Origin of the sequence: Actinoplanes sp. CA-142083, assembly GCF_050942195.1 — a bacterium.
GTDB lineage: Bacteria > Actinomycetota > Actinomycetes > Mycobacteriales > Micromonosporaceae > Actinoplanes.
The window spans coordinates 7,718,838-7,732,326 of sequence record NZ_CP192076.1; the positions used below are offsets into that span (position 1 = coordinate 7,718,838).

The 13,489-nt window shown below is 70.0% G+C and carries 13 protein-coding genes and 1 pseudogene; 4 read left to right on the forward strand and 10 right to left on the reverse strand.

Going from position 1 to position 13,489, the window contains the following annotated elements:
- The first annotated feature begins 84 nt into the window (after positions 1 to 84).
- A complete protein-coding gene (locus ACQPZX_RS35225; RefSeq protein ID WP_433365119.1) occupies positions 85 to 996 on the forward strand; it encodes an NADP-dependent oxidoreductase in 912 nt (303 codons plus the stop codon).
- On the opposite strand, the gene ACQPZX_RS35230 is transcribed toward ACQPZX_RS35225, so the two are convergent.
- From ACQPZX_RS35230 to ACQPZX_RS35250, 5 genes are all read right to left on the reverse strand, one after another.
- Positions 979 to 1,740 (reverse strand): pseudouridine synthase, encoded by a 762-nt coding sequence (locus tag ACQPZX_RS35230; RefSeq protein WP_433365122.1) that lies wholly within the window; start codon positions 1,738 to 1,740, stop codon positions 979 to 981. The two genes, ACQPZX_RS35225 and ACQPZX_RS35230, sit on opposite strands and share 18 nt — an antisense overlap.
- Positions 1,709 to 2,731, reverse strand: coding sequence for an SMC-Scp complex subunit ScpB (scpB, locus tag ACQPZX_RS35235; RefSeq protein ID WP_433385590.1), 1,023 nt, complete (start codon positions 2,729 to 2,731; stop codon positions 1,709 to 1,711). Before scpB ends, ACQPZX_RS35230 begins: the two co-directional genes overlap by 32 nt.
- A gap of 500 nt (positions 2,732 to 3,231) precedes the next feature.
- Positions 3,232 to 4,347, reverse strand: coding sequence for a segregation and condensation protein A (locus ACQPZX_RS35240; RefSeq protein ID WP_433365124.1), 1,116 nt, complete (start codon positions 4,345 to 4,347; stop codon positions 3,232 to 3,234).
- 88 nt (positions 4,348 to 4,435) lie between these two features.
- Positions 4,436 to 5,110, reverse strand: coding sequence for a response regulator (locus tag ACQPZX_RS35245; RefSeq protein ID WP_433365127.1), 675 nt, complete (start codon positions 5,108 to 5,110; stop codon positions 4,436 to 4,438).
- Complete coding sequence (locus ACQPZX_RS35250) at positions 5,107 to 6,330, reverse strand: sensor histidine kinase (RefSeq protein ID WP_433365130.1); 1,224 nt, start codon at positions 6,328 to 6,330, stop codon at positions 5,107 to 5,109. The genes ACQPZX_RS35245 and ACQPZX_RS35250 overlap by 4 nt, the downstream gene beginning before the upstream one ends.
- Before the next feature lie 226 nt (positions 6,331 to 6,556).
- On the opposite strand from ACQPZX_RS35250, the pseudogene ACQPZX_RS35255 reads away from it, so the two are divergent.
- Positions 6,557 to 6,868 (forward strand): annotated as a pseudogene (locus ACQPZX_RS35255) (DedA family protein); the annotation flags it as partial.
- Between the two features lie 239 nt (positions 6,869 to 7,107).
- On the opposite strand, the gene ACQPZX_RS35260 reads toward ACQPZX_RS35255, so the two are convergent.
- The 4 genes from ACQPZX_RS35260 to ald all read right to left on the reverse strand — a co-directional run bounded on the left by ACQPZX_RS35260 (position 7,108) and on the right by ald (position 10,844).
- Positions 7,108 to 7,776, reverse strand: a complete 669-nt coding sequence (locus tag ACQPZX_RS35260) for a hypothetical protein (RefSeq protein WP_433365133.1) — start codon at positions 7,774 to 7,776, stop codon at positions 7,108 to 7,110.
- A 3-nt stretch (positions 7,777 to 7,779) separates the two neighbouring features.
- Complete coding sequence (locus ACQPZX_RS35265; RefSeq protein WP_378975352.1) at positions 7,780 to 8,712, reverse strand: ParA family protein; 933 nt, start codon at positions 8,710 to 8,712, stop codon at positions 7,780 to 7,782.
- 123 nt (positions 8,713 to 8,835) lie between these two features.
- Positions 8,836 to 9,732 carry a site-specific tyrosine recombinase XerD gene (gene xerD, locus ACQPZX_RS35270; RefSeq protein WP_433385593.1) on the reverse strand — a complete coding sequence of 299 codons (897 nt, stop codon included), beginning with the start codon at positions 9,730 to 9,732 and terminating at the stop codon, positions 8,836 to 8,838.
- Positions 9,729 to 10,844 carry an alanine dehydrogenase gene (gene ald / locus ACQPZX_RS35275; RefSeq protein ID WP_433385596.1) on the reverse strand — a complete coding sequence of 372 codons (1,116 nt, stop codon included), beginning with the start codon at positions 10,842 to 10,844 and terminating at the stop codon, positions 9,729 to 9,731. Before ald ends, xerD begins: the two co-directional genes overlap by 4 nt.
- A gap of 131 nt (positions 10,845 to 10,975) precedes the next feature.
- Here ald and ACQPZX_RS35280 point away from each other — a divergent pair, with 131 nt between their 5' ends.
- Together ACQPZX_RS35280 and ACQPZX_RS35285 are read left to right on the forward strand one after the other, a co-directional pair.
- A complete protein-coding gene (locus ACQPZX_RS35280) occupies positions 10,976 to 11,764 on the forward strand; it encodes an SAM-dependent methyltransferase (RefSeq protein WP_433365136.1) in 789 nt (262 codons plus the stop codon).
- A gap of 626 nt (positions 11,765 to 12,390) precedes the next feature.
- A complete protein-coding gene (locus tag ACQPZX_RS35285; RefSeq protein ID WP_433365139.1) occupies positions 12,391 to 13,227 on the forward strand; it encodes a GNAT family N-acetyltransferase in 837 nt (278 codons plus the stop codon).
- On the opposite strand, the gene ACQPZX_RS35290 is transcribed toward ACQPZX_RS35285, so the two are convergent.
- Positions 13,200 to 13,448, reverse strand: a complete 249-nt coding sequence (locus ACQPZX_RS35290) for a hypothetical protein (RefSeq protein ID WP_433365142.1) — start codon at positions 13,446 to 13,448, stop codon at positions 13,200 to 13,202. The genes ACQPZX_RS35285 and ACQPZX_RS35290 overlap by 28 nt on opposite strands.
- Positions 13,449 to 13,489: the final 41 nt, after the last annotated feature.

Sequence of the window (13,489 nt, forward strand, 5' to 3'; positions counted from 1 at the left end):
TCGCGACCCTAACAAGTTGACCGCCCGGTCCGCTTATGCCTAACGTGACCGCACGGTCCGCTTAAGCGTGAAGAGGGAGCAGCGATGAAGGCTGTGCTGGTCGAGAAGTACGGCGAATACACGGTCGGCGAGATCGAGACGCCGCACGCGGGGCCCGGCCAGATCCAGGTGCGGATCGAGGCGGCCTCGCTGAACGCGATCGACCCGCGGGTGGCAAGCGGAGCGCTCGTCGACCTGACGTTCCCGCACGTCCCCGGCTGCGACTTCGCGGGAACGGTCACCGAGATCGGGGACGGCGTGACGTCGTACGAGATGGGGGATTTGATTTTTGGTCATGGGATTCCGCGGGCGATGGCGGGGATGCTGCCGTTCCCGAAGCCGAGCCTGACCACCGGCACCCTGGCGGAATATGCCGTCTTCGAGGCCGACACACCCTTTATCGCGATAAAGCCACCGCAGCTCGACGTGATCGCCGCGGCCGCCCTTCCGACCGTCGGCCTGACCGTCAACGCCCTGCTCGCCCAGGCCAAGATCCAGCCCGACGAGACGGTGCTGGTCATCGGCGCGACCGGCGGCGTGGGCACAACGCTTCTGCCGGCTCTCAAAGCAAAGCGAGTAATCGCCACGGCCAAACCCGGCGATGACCGATTTATCCGAAAAATCAGCACAGCCGAAACGACCGGCTACGGCGAATACCCCAGCGACGTAGACGTGATCCTCAACCTGGTACTCCCCACCAACGAGCTGAAGGAAGCGGCCAAAAGCCTCAAACCAGGCGGCCGCCTCTACACGATCACGTTCCCGGCCCCGAAGCCCGAGTTCATCGACCGCGACGACGTCCTCTTCGAGCTGGTGCTCGACATGGAGAGCGGCGTCGACAAGATCACTAACCTGACCCCGGCGGTCACCAGGAAATACAGCCTCGACGAGGGCGCCCGGGCGATGCGCGACTTCACCCGGGAGCACACCGTCGGAAAGCTAGTCGTCGTCCCGTGACACGGCCTTGAAGAGCGCGGCGATCTCCGCGTTCGACAGGTGGCGGAAGCCGCCCGGCCGCAGGTCACCGAGCCGGATCGGGCCGACCGCCGTGCGGATCAGCCGGGTGACCGGGTGCCCGACGGCGTCCATCATCCGGCGGACGATGTGCTTGCGCCCCTCGTGCAGCACGATCTCGACCTGGGCGGTCTTGCCGAGCGCGTCGACGAGCTTGAACGCGTCGGCGCGCGCCGGCCCGTCCTCGAGCTCGACCCCGGAGAGCAGCTGCCGGCCGACGTTGCGGGGCAGCGGGCCCATGACCTCGGCCAGGTAGGTCTTGGAGATCCCGTACGACGGGTGGGTGAGCTTGTTGGTCAGCTCGCCGTCGTTGGTGATCAGCAGCAGCCCCTCGCTGTCGGCGTCGAGGCGCCCGACGTGGAAGAGCCGCTGGTCGAACTGGCCGAGGAAGTCGGCGAGCTCGGTGCGCCCCTTCTCGTCGTCGAGGGAGGTGACGACGCCGCGGGGCTTGTTCATCGCGATGTAGACGAGCTTGGTGTCGGTGATCACCCGCTGCCCGTCGACGAGGATCTCCGCGGTCGCGGGATCCACCTTGTCGCCGAGCTTGGCGACCTTGCCGTTGACGGTGACCCGCCGCCGGAAGATCAGATCTTCGCAGGCGCGGCGGGACCCGACACCGGCGGCGGCCAGCACTTTCTGGAGGCGTTCGGCGGTGTCAGCCTGGGGCATCGAGTACTTCTTCCACATCGTCGGGCAGGAACGGGGCGAGCGGCGGCAGCTGGTCAACGGAGTTGAGGCCGAGCTTCTCGAGGAACAGCGGCGTGGTGCGATACAGGTGAGCACCCGTTTCGCCCTCGATGCCGCATTCCTCGATCAGTCCGCGCGTGACAAGCGTACGCATGACCCCGTCGCAGTTGACGCCGCGGATGGCCGAGATCCGCGACCGGGTCACCGGCTGCTTGTAGGCAACCACCGCGAGAGTCTCGAGCGCCGCCTGCGTCAGCCGCACCGACTGCCCGTCGAGCACGAACCTCTCGACGTAAGCCGCATATTCCGGCCGCGTGTAGAGACGCCAGCCACCCGCCGCCCGCCGCAGGTCAAACCCATGTCCCGCCGCCGTGTACCGCGCCGAGATGTCCTCCAGCATCGCCCCCACGCGCTCGGTGGGCTGCTCGAGGATCTGCGCCAGCTGCATCTCCGCCACAGGCTCATCGACAACAAGCAGGATCGCCTCGAGCGCCGCGGCCAGCTCACCGTCGTCGGTCAATTCAGGAAGATCATTATCCGTACGGGATCCGGAGTCCTCAACCGCAGCAGCGGGGTCCTTCCTCCTTCGCCCTTGCTCAGGAACCGCGTTCGCCGACCGCCCCGCCGCCCCAAGCTCGCCCGCCGCCGGCAGCGTGCTCAACGGACCTTTTTCGTCAGCGACGTCCCCGCTCGAGCCGGCCCCCTCGTCGAGATCGTCCTCGCCGGCGTCTTCCCCGTCCCCGAACGGCAGGTCATCAACCCCGTCATCGCTGACGTCATCGTCGGCCGCCTGGTCGAAGACGTCCCCCGCGTCATCCCCATCCACCGGCAACGGCGCGTCGGCCGGCTGCCCGCCCTCGTCCTCAGCCTCTTCCACCGCGTCTTCGACGGCCTCCGGCAAAGGCAGTTCAGGCCCGACTTCCCCGGCCGTAGGCTCCGGCTCGTCCCCGTTCGCCAACGGCTGATCGACGCTGACCGGCTGGTCCCCCACACCGCCGAACGCCGACTCTTCGCGCTCGTCATCGTCGACCTCGCCCAAGTCGGAAGTTTCCGATTCGTCGGGCGAGACGGGCCCGTCGGGCGACGACCAGTAGCCGGGCGGATTCGTCCCCTCGAAGGCCTCGTCGTAGTCGTCATCATCGGAGATCTCCGCCCCCGACCGCACCTCTTCGTCGTCAGGCTGCCCCTCGACATCGGAGGCGTCCGCGCTGATCTCGTCAACAACGTCGTCGTCCTCATCCACGAGGTCATCCGCCGCCGCAAGCTCTTCAGCCGCTCCGAAGTCCCGCCCGGCCTCATCGAAGTCATTCTCGGCGTCGTCGAGGTCGACCGCCTCCGGATCGTCACCGTCAGGGCCTTCGCCGGCCGCCGCGCGTGCCTCGGCCTCGGCCGCCGCCTGGTAGGCCCGGTCGGGCGGCCGCTGCTGCCGCTCCCACGGCGGCACCCAGGAGGCCGCCTGCTGCGCAAGCGATTCGGACTGCTCGTCGTTGCTCACGATCGTTCCTCCACCACGGCCGCAGCCGTGTCGTCACCCTCGCCGGCGCCGAGATCGTCGCCCTCGCCAAACTCGTCGGCCAAGTCGAGGCCGTAACCCTCGCCGGGCTCCTCGTCGTCGTCGAGATCGTCGTCCTCGTCGCTGAGATCGTTGCCCGCGGAGGCCTGCTCCGAACCACCCGGCTCTTCCGGCAGCGGCTCGGCCGCCTGGTCGGGATCCGGTTTGCTGCCCTCGTAGTCGTCGATGTCGAACTCGACGTCGGCGTCGTCGCCGCCCACCCAGCGGACCGTCAACTCGTCCAGCGACACCGGCTGCTCGAACTCGATCAGGCCCTCGCGATAAAGCTCCAGCAGCGCCAGGAACCGCGCCACCACCTCGAGCGTGTTCTCACAGTCGGCCACCAGCAGGCTGAACGTGGCGCTCCCGGCCCGCCGTAGGCGGTCGCGCAGCAGCTGGGCGTGCTCGCGGACGCTGACCCGCGCCTGGTGGATGTGCGCGATCGACACCTGAGGCGGGCCGGGCTTCGGCGTGAACTGCTTGAGCGCCAGCTTGAACAAGCGCTCGACCCCGACGCCGAGCACCAGATCGGGCAGCGCCTCCGCATACCGAGGCTCCATCGACACCGCTCGCGGGTAACGCTTGGCGCCGGTGCCCTCGAGGTCGGAGATGAACGCCGCCGCCTCCTTGAACGCCTTGTACTGCAGCAGCCGGGCGAACAGCAGGTCGCGCGCCTCGAGCAGCGCCAGGTCTTCCTCGTCTTCCACCTCGGCGGCCGGCAGCAGGCGGGCCGCCTTGAGGTCGAGCAGGGTCGCCGCCACGAGCAGGAACTCGCTGGCCTCGCCGAGGTCCCAGTCGTCGCCCATCGCGCGGATGTAGGCGATGAAGTCATCGGTCACCGTGTGCAGCGCGACCTCGGTGACGTCGAGCTTGTGCTTGCCGATCAGCTGCAGCAGCAGGTCGAACGGGCCGGTGAAGTTCTGCAGCCGTACGGTAAATTTGCCCGAATCATCCCCAGTGGGGACCTGCGCGAGATCCTCGGGGGTCGGCGAAGCAGCGTCTTCAGGCACCTGCTGACCGTAGACCACCGGTACGACGACCTGTTCCGGGCTCATACCGGCACCTCCGACCGCCTCGAGAACAGCGCTGCGTACCGGTTCAACGCCGCAGCGTTTCGAGGGTGACTACCCCAGCGGGGGAAGATCACCCTTGGTTGCCGGGCCTGACCAGGCCGGTCTCGTAGCCGAAGACCACGGCCTGGACGCGGTCGCGCAGGTCGAGTTTCTGCAGGATCCGGCTCACGTGCGTCTTGGTGGTCTGCTCGGCGATGAACAGCGCCGCGGCGATCTCGGCGTTCGACCGGCCGAGCGCCATCAGGCGCAGCACCTCGCGCTCGCGGTCGGTGAGCCCGTTGAGCGCGGTGGACGCGGCCGGCTGGCGGGGCCTGGCCTCGACGAAGTTCTCGATGAGGCGGCGGGTGATGCTGGGCGCCAGCAACGCCTCGCCGGAGGCCACCACCCGCACGGCGCGCAGCAGGTCTTCGGGCTCGCTGTCCTTGAGCAGGAATCCGCTGGCGCCGGCCTGCAGCGCGGCATAGATGTAGTCGTCCAGGTCGAAGGTCGTCAGCATCAGCACCCGCGGCGTGTGCCCCTCGGTCCGTTCGGGGCCGAGCAGGGCCCGAGTCGCGGCCAGCCCGTCCAGCACCGGCATCCGGACGTCCATCAGCACGACGTCGGGGCGCAGGCTGCGGCATCGCTCGACGCCGAGCTGCCCGTTCTCCGCCTCGCCCACGACCGTGACGTCGTCCTGCGACTCGAGGATCGCGCGGATGCCCACCCGGATCATCGACTGGTCGTCCACAATGAGCGTGCGGATCACTCGTAGCCTCCGATCGGCAACCGCGCCACGACCTGGTAGCCACCATCGTCGCGGGCGCCACTCTCCAACGTTCCGCCCACCAGCCGCGCTCGCTCGCGCATTCCCGAGATGCCGTGGGTGGCCCGGTCGGGCGCCTCCATGGGCTGGGCGGGCCGCGCCGCCGCCTCGTTCACGATCGAGAGCACAAGATCAAGACCTTCAACCTCAAGATCGATTCTCGTACGGGCGCCGGGCGCGTGCCTGATGACGTTGCTCAACGACTCCTGGATGATCCGGTAGGCGGCCAGCGCGACGCTCTCCGGAAGCTCGACGGTTCCCGAAGCGTCGTGCACCTCGACCGGCACACTGGCCCGCGCGGCCGACTCGACCAGCTCCCCCAGCCGGCTCAGGCCCGGCACCGGCGCCAGCTCGGCCTCCGCGCCCTCGTCGCGCAGCACGGCCAGCAGCTGCCGCATCTCGCGCATCGTCGACCGCGCGCCCGCGGCGATCTGCGCGAACTCGGCCTTCGTCTCCGGGTCCAGGTTCTTGAGCCGGTACGACGCGGAGGTCGCCTGCATGTGGATCACCGACATGTTGTGCGCGACGACGTCGTGCAGCTCGCGCGCTATCCGGGTGCGCTCCTCGGCGACCGCCCGCTGGCTCTGCTCGGCCTCGACGTCGCGCCGCGCGTCGGCCAGCTGCCGGCGGACCTCCCGCCAGCCGCGGGTCAGCAGCACCGCACCCGGCGCCAGGGCCGCGAAGATCGGGTAGAGAATCATGATCGGCAGCCAGTCCGAGACCGACCGGTCCTGCGGATCGAGCAGCATCACCAGCAGGAGCACCAGGATGCTCGCCCAGTAGGTCGTCACCGCCGTCCGCCGGTCGGTGCGGGCGGCGATCAGGCCGATGTGCGCGATCAGAATGATGGCGCCCAGCGCCGTCAGCGGCCAGGTCGGTCCGGCGCCGGGCGGGATGGCCACCGCGAACACCGCGACCGACAACAGCTGAAGCGCGGTCGCCTCGGTCGGCCGGATCAGGATCAGGACCAGCGCGGCGCTCTGCCCGAACCCCGCCACCAGCGCGACCACCGGCGACACGTCGAACTCCGACGCGGCCACTCCCACGTTGAAGAACAGCAGCAGGAGCGCGAACAGGCTCGTGCCCGCCCACCACAGCACCGGCGACAGCGCGGGCCGGCGAAGCCGGCGCTGCTTCCGGTCGGGTCCCGAGCGCTTCCTCACGCGGCGACCCTAACAAGATCACAGGTGGGACCGCGTCCAACGCGAGAGGTATCCGACCCCCTACCCGGGAGTGACCCCGCAGGGTACCCAAGATCGATGCCCGGGCCGGTGTCCCCCGCTCACGCTTCAGCGCATGGATCTGATGACTATGGTCGACCCGCTGATGACCTCGCCGCTGCTCTACCCGCTGCTGACCGGGCTGAGCAGCCTCGACGGCGTGTTTCCGATGATCCCGTCGGAGGCGGCGGTGCTGACCGCGGGGGTGTTCGCTCACTCCGGCACGCCGATCCTGCTGCTGGTCGTGCTGGCCACCGCTCTGGGCGTCTTCATCGGCGACCACCTCGCGTACGGTCTCAGCCGCAGCGTCTTCGGCCCCCGGCTGATCAGCCGCTCCAAGCACCTCAGCCGGGCCGTGGCCGCGGCCGGCCGGCACCTCGACCGCCGGCCCGCGCTGCTGATCGTGGCCTCCCGGTTCCTGCCGGGCGGCCGGGTGGCGATGAACCTGGCCTGCGGCACGGCCCGGCTGCCGCTGTCCCGGTTCAGCCCCGCCTCGGCGATCGCGGCGCTGGCCTGGGCCGCCTACACGGCGGGGCTGGGCTTCCTGGGCGGCGCGGCGTTCGTCGAGAACCCCCTGCTCGGCCTGGCCGTCGGCGTAAGCCTGTCGTTCGCGTTCGGCGGCGTCATCGAGCTGATCCGCCGGCGGGCCCAGATCCGCCGGTGGGTTCAGGCGCGCCGGCGGGTCCAGCTCCGCCCGCAAGTTCAGGTCCGCCCGCGGGTTCAGCCCCAGACGCGGACGAAGAACAACCCGAGCGCGTCGACGATGCGCAGCAGGAACGAGTACGGCAGCGGGAACAGGCAGCAGATCAACAAGATCAGCACACCGATGTTCTTGTCCTCGAACCACAACCGCATCCACTGCATGCCGTTGCCCGGGCGGCGCAGCGCGCTGTAGAGCACGCCGAAGCCGTCGAGCGGGGGGATCGGGATGAGCGCGAGCAGGCCGAAGCTGAGCAGCCCCACGCCGAGCGACAGCAGAATGGCCTGGCCGGCCGGCAGGTTGATGCCGAGCAGCACGTCGGCCGGGCCGATGAAGGTCAGCAGATCGCCGGGGAAGGCCAGCGCGTACGCCCCGATCAGGACCTCGCCGACGACGATGCAGGTCAGCGGCCCGGCCAGGAAGACCATGGCGGCCCGGCCGCGGCCGCGGTGCCGCGGGATCTCGTCGACCGAGAGCTGCTTGCCCCAGCCCATGCCGCCGATCGCGGCCGCCACCGCGCCGAACGGGTCGACGTCCTCACGCAGGCGCGGGGTGATCGACTCGCCGCGGTGGGCGAAGCCGAGGCGGCGGGCGGCGACCCGGATCGCGACGGCGCGCAGCACGAGGCCCAGCAGGAACGAGCAGACGAGGGCGGCGAACGCCACCGGCGTCCCGAGGGCGAAGAGCACGGGTCAGCCGCGTTCGGCCTTGGCGGCGATGACCTCGCGGGCGAGCTGGCGGTAGTTGCGCGCGCCGGACGACGCCGGGTCGAGCGTGAGGATCGGGGCGCCGGCCACCGTGGACTCGGGGAACTTCACCGTCTTGGTGATGACGGTCTGGTAAACCTTGTCGCCGAACGCCTCGACCACGCGCTGCAGCACCTGGCGGCAGTGGGTGGTGCGGGAGTCGTACATGGTGGCGAGGATGCCCTCGAGCTCGAGGTCGAAATTGAGCCGCTCGCGCACCTTGTCGATGGTGTCGAGCAGCAGCGCCACGCCGCGCAGCGAGAAGAACTCGCACTCCAGCGGGATGAGCACGCCGTGCGCGATGGTCAGCGCGTTGATCGCCAGCAGGCCCAGCGAGGGCTGGCAGTCGATCAGGATGAAGTCGTACTCCTTGCGGACCGAGCGCAGCGCACGGGCCAGCGCCATCTCGCGGGCGACCTCGTTGACCAGCTGGATCTCGGCGGCCGACAGGTCGATGTTGGCCGGCAGCAGGTGCAGGCCGGCCACGTCGGTCTTGATGATCACGTCCTCGGTGGCCACGTCGTCCTGCATGAGCAGGTTGTAGACGCTCAGGTCGAGGTTGTGCGGGTTGACGCCGAGGCCCACCGAGCAGGCGCCCTGCGGGTCGAAGTCGACGAGAAGGACCTTGCGGCCGTACTCGGCCAGGGCGGCGCCCAGATTGATGGTGGTTGTCGTCTTGCCGACGCCACCCTTCTGGTTGGCCAGGGCGATGATCCGCGCGGGGCCGTGCCGGTCGGTCGGCATCGGCTCGGGGATCGGGCGGCGCATCGTGTACGCCGTGGGGTCGGCCGGGCCCAGGTCAGCGCCGAGATCCAACGAGTTCTGCTGCTCCCGCAGCGTCGAGGTCCAGGCCTCCGCCCGCGATCCGTTGTCCGACATGGCCCTCGCCCCCTTCCGACTCGTAAGGCCCGTAAGGCCGGAGCCGATGCCCGACTGTACGCCACGCGCGCGGCGCGATCGGGGTGCCCGTCCGGCGTGTCGCCATCTATGGGTGCGCAGCGTCTAACGAGCGCGGGGGTGAGCGGTCGCGTACACCTCGCGCAGACGATCCACTGTCACCAGCGTGTACACCTGCGTCGTCGTCACCGACGCGTGCCCGAGAAGCTCCTGGACGACCCGCACGTCGGCGCCGCCGTCGAGCAGATGAGTGGCGTACGAATGGCGCAGCGTGTGCGGGCTCACGGCGGCGATTCCCACCGAATCCGCCGCGCGGTGCAGGATCGTCCACGCGCTCTGCCGCGACAGCCGCCCGCCGCGGGCGTTGAGGAAGATGGCCGGCGTCCCCCTGCCGTTGGCGGCGAGCGCCGGCCTTCCCCGTACGATGTAAGCCTCGATCGCGGCCTTGGCGTAACCACCCACCGGGACCACCCGCGTGCGCCCGCCCTTGCCATGCAGCACGGCCGACGGCTCGCCGTCGAGATCGAGATCGTCGATCGCCGCCCCGACGGCCTCCGAGATCCGCGCGCCGGTGCCGTAAAGGAACTCCAGCAGCGCCTTGTCGCGCAGGCCCAGCGGCGTGTCGTCGGCGACCGCGAGCAGCCGCTCGACCTGATCGACGTCCAGCGCCTTGGGCAGCCTCTTCGGCGGCGCGGGCGGCCTGACCTCGGCCGCGACGTCCACCGCGACCAGGCCTTCCCGCACGGCGAACCGGTGCAGCCCGCGGACCGCGCTGATCGCCCGCGCCGCGCTCGCCGACGCCAGCCCCTCCTCGCGCAGCTCCGCGAGGTGCTCGCTGACGTCGGCCGAGCGCACCTCGCTCAGGATCGAGCGCCCGGAGGTTTCCAGAAACCGCGCATACCGGTCCAGGTCGCGCCGGTAGGACGCGAGGGTGTTGCGCGACAGCCCACGCTCGACCGTCAGATGGTCGAGATAGGCGTCGATGGCACGAGCGATGATCAGCTGAGCACCTCTGCTGTCGGCCGAACCGGCATGCCGTGCGCCTCCGCGACCGGTCCGTAGGTGACGTTCCCGTCGAACGTGTTCAGCCCGAGGGCGAGCGCGGGATCGGCCTTGAGCGCCGCGCGCCAGCCCAGGTTGGCCAGCTCCAGAGCGTACGGCAAAGTGACGTTGGTGAGCGCGTAGGTGCTGGTGTGCGGGACCGCGCCGGGCATGTTGGCCACGCAGTAGAACATCGACTCGTGCACGCGGTAGACCGGGTCGGCGTGCGTGGTGGGCCGCGAGTCCTCGAAGCATCCGCCCTGGTCGATAGCGATGTCGACGAGCACGCTGCCCGGCTTCATCCGGCTAACCAGCTCGTTGGAGATCAAATTCGGAGCTTTCGCTCCGGGCACCAGCACCGCGCCGATCACCAGGTCCGCGTCCACGACGGCTTTCTCGATCTCGTACGCGTTCGAAGCGATCGTCTGCAGATGGCCCCGATAGTCGGCGTCGGCCGCCCGGAGCTTGGCGATGTTGCGGTCGAGCACCAGGACCTCGGCCTGCATGCCCAGCGCGATGGCGGCCGCGTTCATGCCCGAGACGCCGGCGCCGATCACCACCACCTTGGCGGCGTAGACCCCCGGCACGCCGCCCATCAGCACGCCGCGCCCGCCGCCGGAGCGCATCAGATGGTACGAGCCGACCTGCGGGGCGAGGCGGCCCGCCACCTCCGACATGGGTGCGAGCAGCGGCAACGAGCGGTCGGGCAGCTCCACCGTCTCGTACGCGATGCCCGTGACCTTGCGGTCGACCAGCGCGTCGGTGCACTCCTTCGACGCGGCGAGGTGCAGATAGGTGAAGAGGACCTGACCGGATCGCATGCGCGGATATTCCTCGGCGATCGGCTCCTTGACCTTGAGGATCAGCTCGCCGGTCTCCCAGACGTCGTCGGCCGACGGCAGAATCGCCGCGCCGGCCGCCTTGAAGTCACCGTCGGTGATCGATGACCCGGCGCCGGCGCCCGCCTGCACGTAGACCTCATGACCGGACCGGGCGAACTCGTAGACGCCCGCGGGGGTGATGGCCACCCGGAATTCGTTGTTCTTGACCTCACTGGGAATGCCGACCTTCACAGCCGACACCGTCCTTTCTCAACGCTGAGCTGACGTCGTCCCGTCATGGCGCAGATTACCCCTGGTTTTGATCCACTGACGCCCGATTCGTCCGGTTCCGAAGATCGAACACCGTGAGATAGGTTCTTCCCATGCCGGTGGATCTCAACACTTCGGTGCCGCACTCGGCCCGCATCTACGACTTCCTGCTGGGCGGCAAGGACAACTTCGAGGCCGACCGGCAGGCCGCCGCCGCGATCGTCGAGTCGTCACCGAGCCTGCCCATCTCCATGCGGGCCAACCGGCAGTACATGGCGCGCGTGGCCCACTACCTGGCCGCCACCCGCGGCATCCGGCAGTTCCTGGACATCGGCACCGGCCTGCCCACCTCCCCCAACCTGCACGAGGTGGTCCAGTCCGTCGACGCCGAGTCCAAAATCGTCTACGTCGACAACGACCCGATCGTCCTGGTCCACGCCCGAGCCCTGCTCACGTCGGACCCCCAGGGCGCGACGGCGTACCTCGACGCCGACCTGCGCGACGTCGAGGCGATCCTGACGTCGCCGGAGGTGAAGCAGAACATCGACCCGGCGAGGCCGGTGTCGATCAGCCTGATAGCGGTCCTGCAGTTCATCACCGACGAGGAAGAGGCCCACGACATCATCGACGGCCTGCTGGCCCCGTTCCCGCCCGGCAGCACCCTGGCCATCTCCACGGTGACGGCCCACAACCCCCAGGCGGTCGAGGCGGCGGCGGTCTACCGGGCCCGGGGCATCGCCGCCAAGGAACGCACGGACGACGAGGTGGCGGCCCTGTTCCGCGGCCTCGACCTGGTAGACCCGGGCGTGGTGCTGGTCAACCGGTGGCGTCCCGACGCCGAGGCGGCCGCGATCGAGGACACCCACGTCCAGATGTCCGGCGGCGTCGCCGTCAAGAACTGACCGCACCCGAGCCATCGGCCTCGCCACGGCCCGGCCCGCACACGGCCGCGGTCGATCCCCCACCCGCGTCGCCCACCGCGCCACTCCCCGTTGCCCACCGCGCCACTCCCCGTTGCCCACCGCGCCACTCCCGCGTCGCCCACCGCGCCGCTCCCGCGTCACGCGCCCGCACCGCCCACCCGCGCCGCCGGCTCCGCCGCACCGCCCACCCGCGCCGCCGGCTCCGCCCATCCGCACCGCCCGCGTCGCCCACGTGCGCCAGCTGCCCAGCGTCGCCCGTCCGCGCCGGTCGCCCACAGCGCCGCTCCCGCGTCGCTCCCCAGCGGCCCACCCGCGCCGCTCGCCCGCGCGCCTGAGCCGCCCGCCCCGAGATCTTGCGGAATTCCTGTTCGGTGCTTGCGGCAATTCATCATCCTCCGCCGCCCACGTTGAGCTTCGACCGGAAATAAACGGATATTTCCGGTGTAGCAGCAGTGGCAGTCCCGCAAAGTGAACGAAGGGGCCACTGGCCGGGATCGATGGCCAGCATGCGGGACGTGATCCCATCAGCCGATAGCTGCCACCACATAGCGAGACCGAGCGGCGGCGAGACAAAGCGCTTTGCCCGGCCACTACGCTCGGCGCTCGTGGATGCGCTCTTCTGCGACACCGAGCTGGCCGAGCGCATCGAGCGCGCCGAGGCCGCCTTCATGGCCGCCTGCGCCGAGGCCGGCAAGGCCCGCGGCGCCGACCCCCGCGGTTTCACCCTGCCGGTCGGCGGGGGCATGGCGACCTTCGTCGAGGCCGGCTCGCCCTTCAACAAGGTCTCCGGATTGGGCTTCGGCGGTGTGCCTGATCTCGACGACGTCGAACTGGCGTTCGCCGGCGTGGGCTGCCCGGTGCAGGTCGAGCTCTCCACCCTCGGCGACGCGGCGGTCGGAGCGCACCTTACCGAGCGTGGCTACCGGCTGGCCGGCTTCGAGAACGTGCTCGGGCGGCGGCTGACCGACGTCCCGGCCTACCCCGCCGAGGTGCGGCGCAGCCCCGACGGTGAGCTGCGGGCCTGGCTCGACGTGGTGGTGGAGGCCTTCCTGCACGAGGACGTCGAGGGCGTCACCTCCCATGAGGAGTTCTCGCGGGAGGCGCTCGAGGCGGCCGAGCGTGACCAGGCGACCTCGGCCGGCGCGGTCCGCTACCTGGCCTGGCGCGACGGCGTGCCGGTCGGCGGCGGCGCGCTCCGCGTCACCGGTGACGGCATCGCCCAGTTCGCGGGCGCGGCGACGCTGCCCGAGCATCGGCGGCGCGGGGTGCAGTCGGCGCTGCTCGCGGCCCGGCTGGCCGATGCCCGCGCGGCCGGCTGCGACCTCGCCGTGGTCACGACCCGGCCCGGCTCACCGTCGCAGAGCAACGTCCAGCGCGCCGGCTTCCAACTGCTCTACTCGAGAGCGATAGTGACTCACTCGACGAGCCAGCGACCCTTCTGATCACGCCACCCCTTGGCCAGCCGGCCGGCGGGGAACGGCCCCACCTTCCGCCGCGGCGGCAGGGTGGAGTCCAGCTCGACCAGGTAGTGGTCGACGGCCATGTTCTCGCGGTGCTCGACCGCGGCGATACGCCCGTAATGCTGGAAATTCAGGATGTACGGATCCCGGTCGTACGGTGGCAGGACCGTGACCAGATCGCCCACCTTGAAGTCGCCAGGCATCGTCGCCTCCTTCACCTACGAAATGTAGGTGAAGGAGCACG

Excerpts from the sequence above, each read along its gene's own strand:
- ACQPZX_RS35225 (WP_433365119.1), top strand. The coding sequence starts at position 85 with ATGAAGGCTGTGCTGGTCGAGAAGTACGGCGAATACACGGTCGGCGAG.
- ACQPZX_RS35230 (WP_433365122.1), bottom strand. The coding sequence starts at position 1,740 with ATGTGGAAGAAGTACTCGATGCCCCAGGCTGACACCGCCGAACGCCTC.
- ACQPZX_RS35240 (WP_433365124.1), bottom strand. The coding sequence starts at position 4,347 with ATGAGCCCGGAACAGGTCGTCGTACCGGTGGTCTACGGTCAGCAGGTG.
- ACQPZX_RS35265 (WP_378975352.1), bottom strand. The coding sequence starts at position 8,712 with ATGTCGGACAACGGATCGCGGGCGGAGGCCTGGACCTCGACGCTGCGG.
- ACQPZX_RS35280 (WP_433365136.1), top strand. The coding sequence starts at position 10,976 with ATGCCGGTGGATCTCAACACTTCGGTGCCGCACTCGGCCCGCATCTAC.
- ACQPZX_RS35290 (WP_433365142.1), bottom strand. The coding sequence starts at position 13,448 with ATGCCTGGCGACTTCAAGGTGGGCGATCTGGTCACGGTCCTGCCACCG.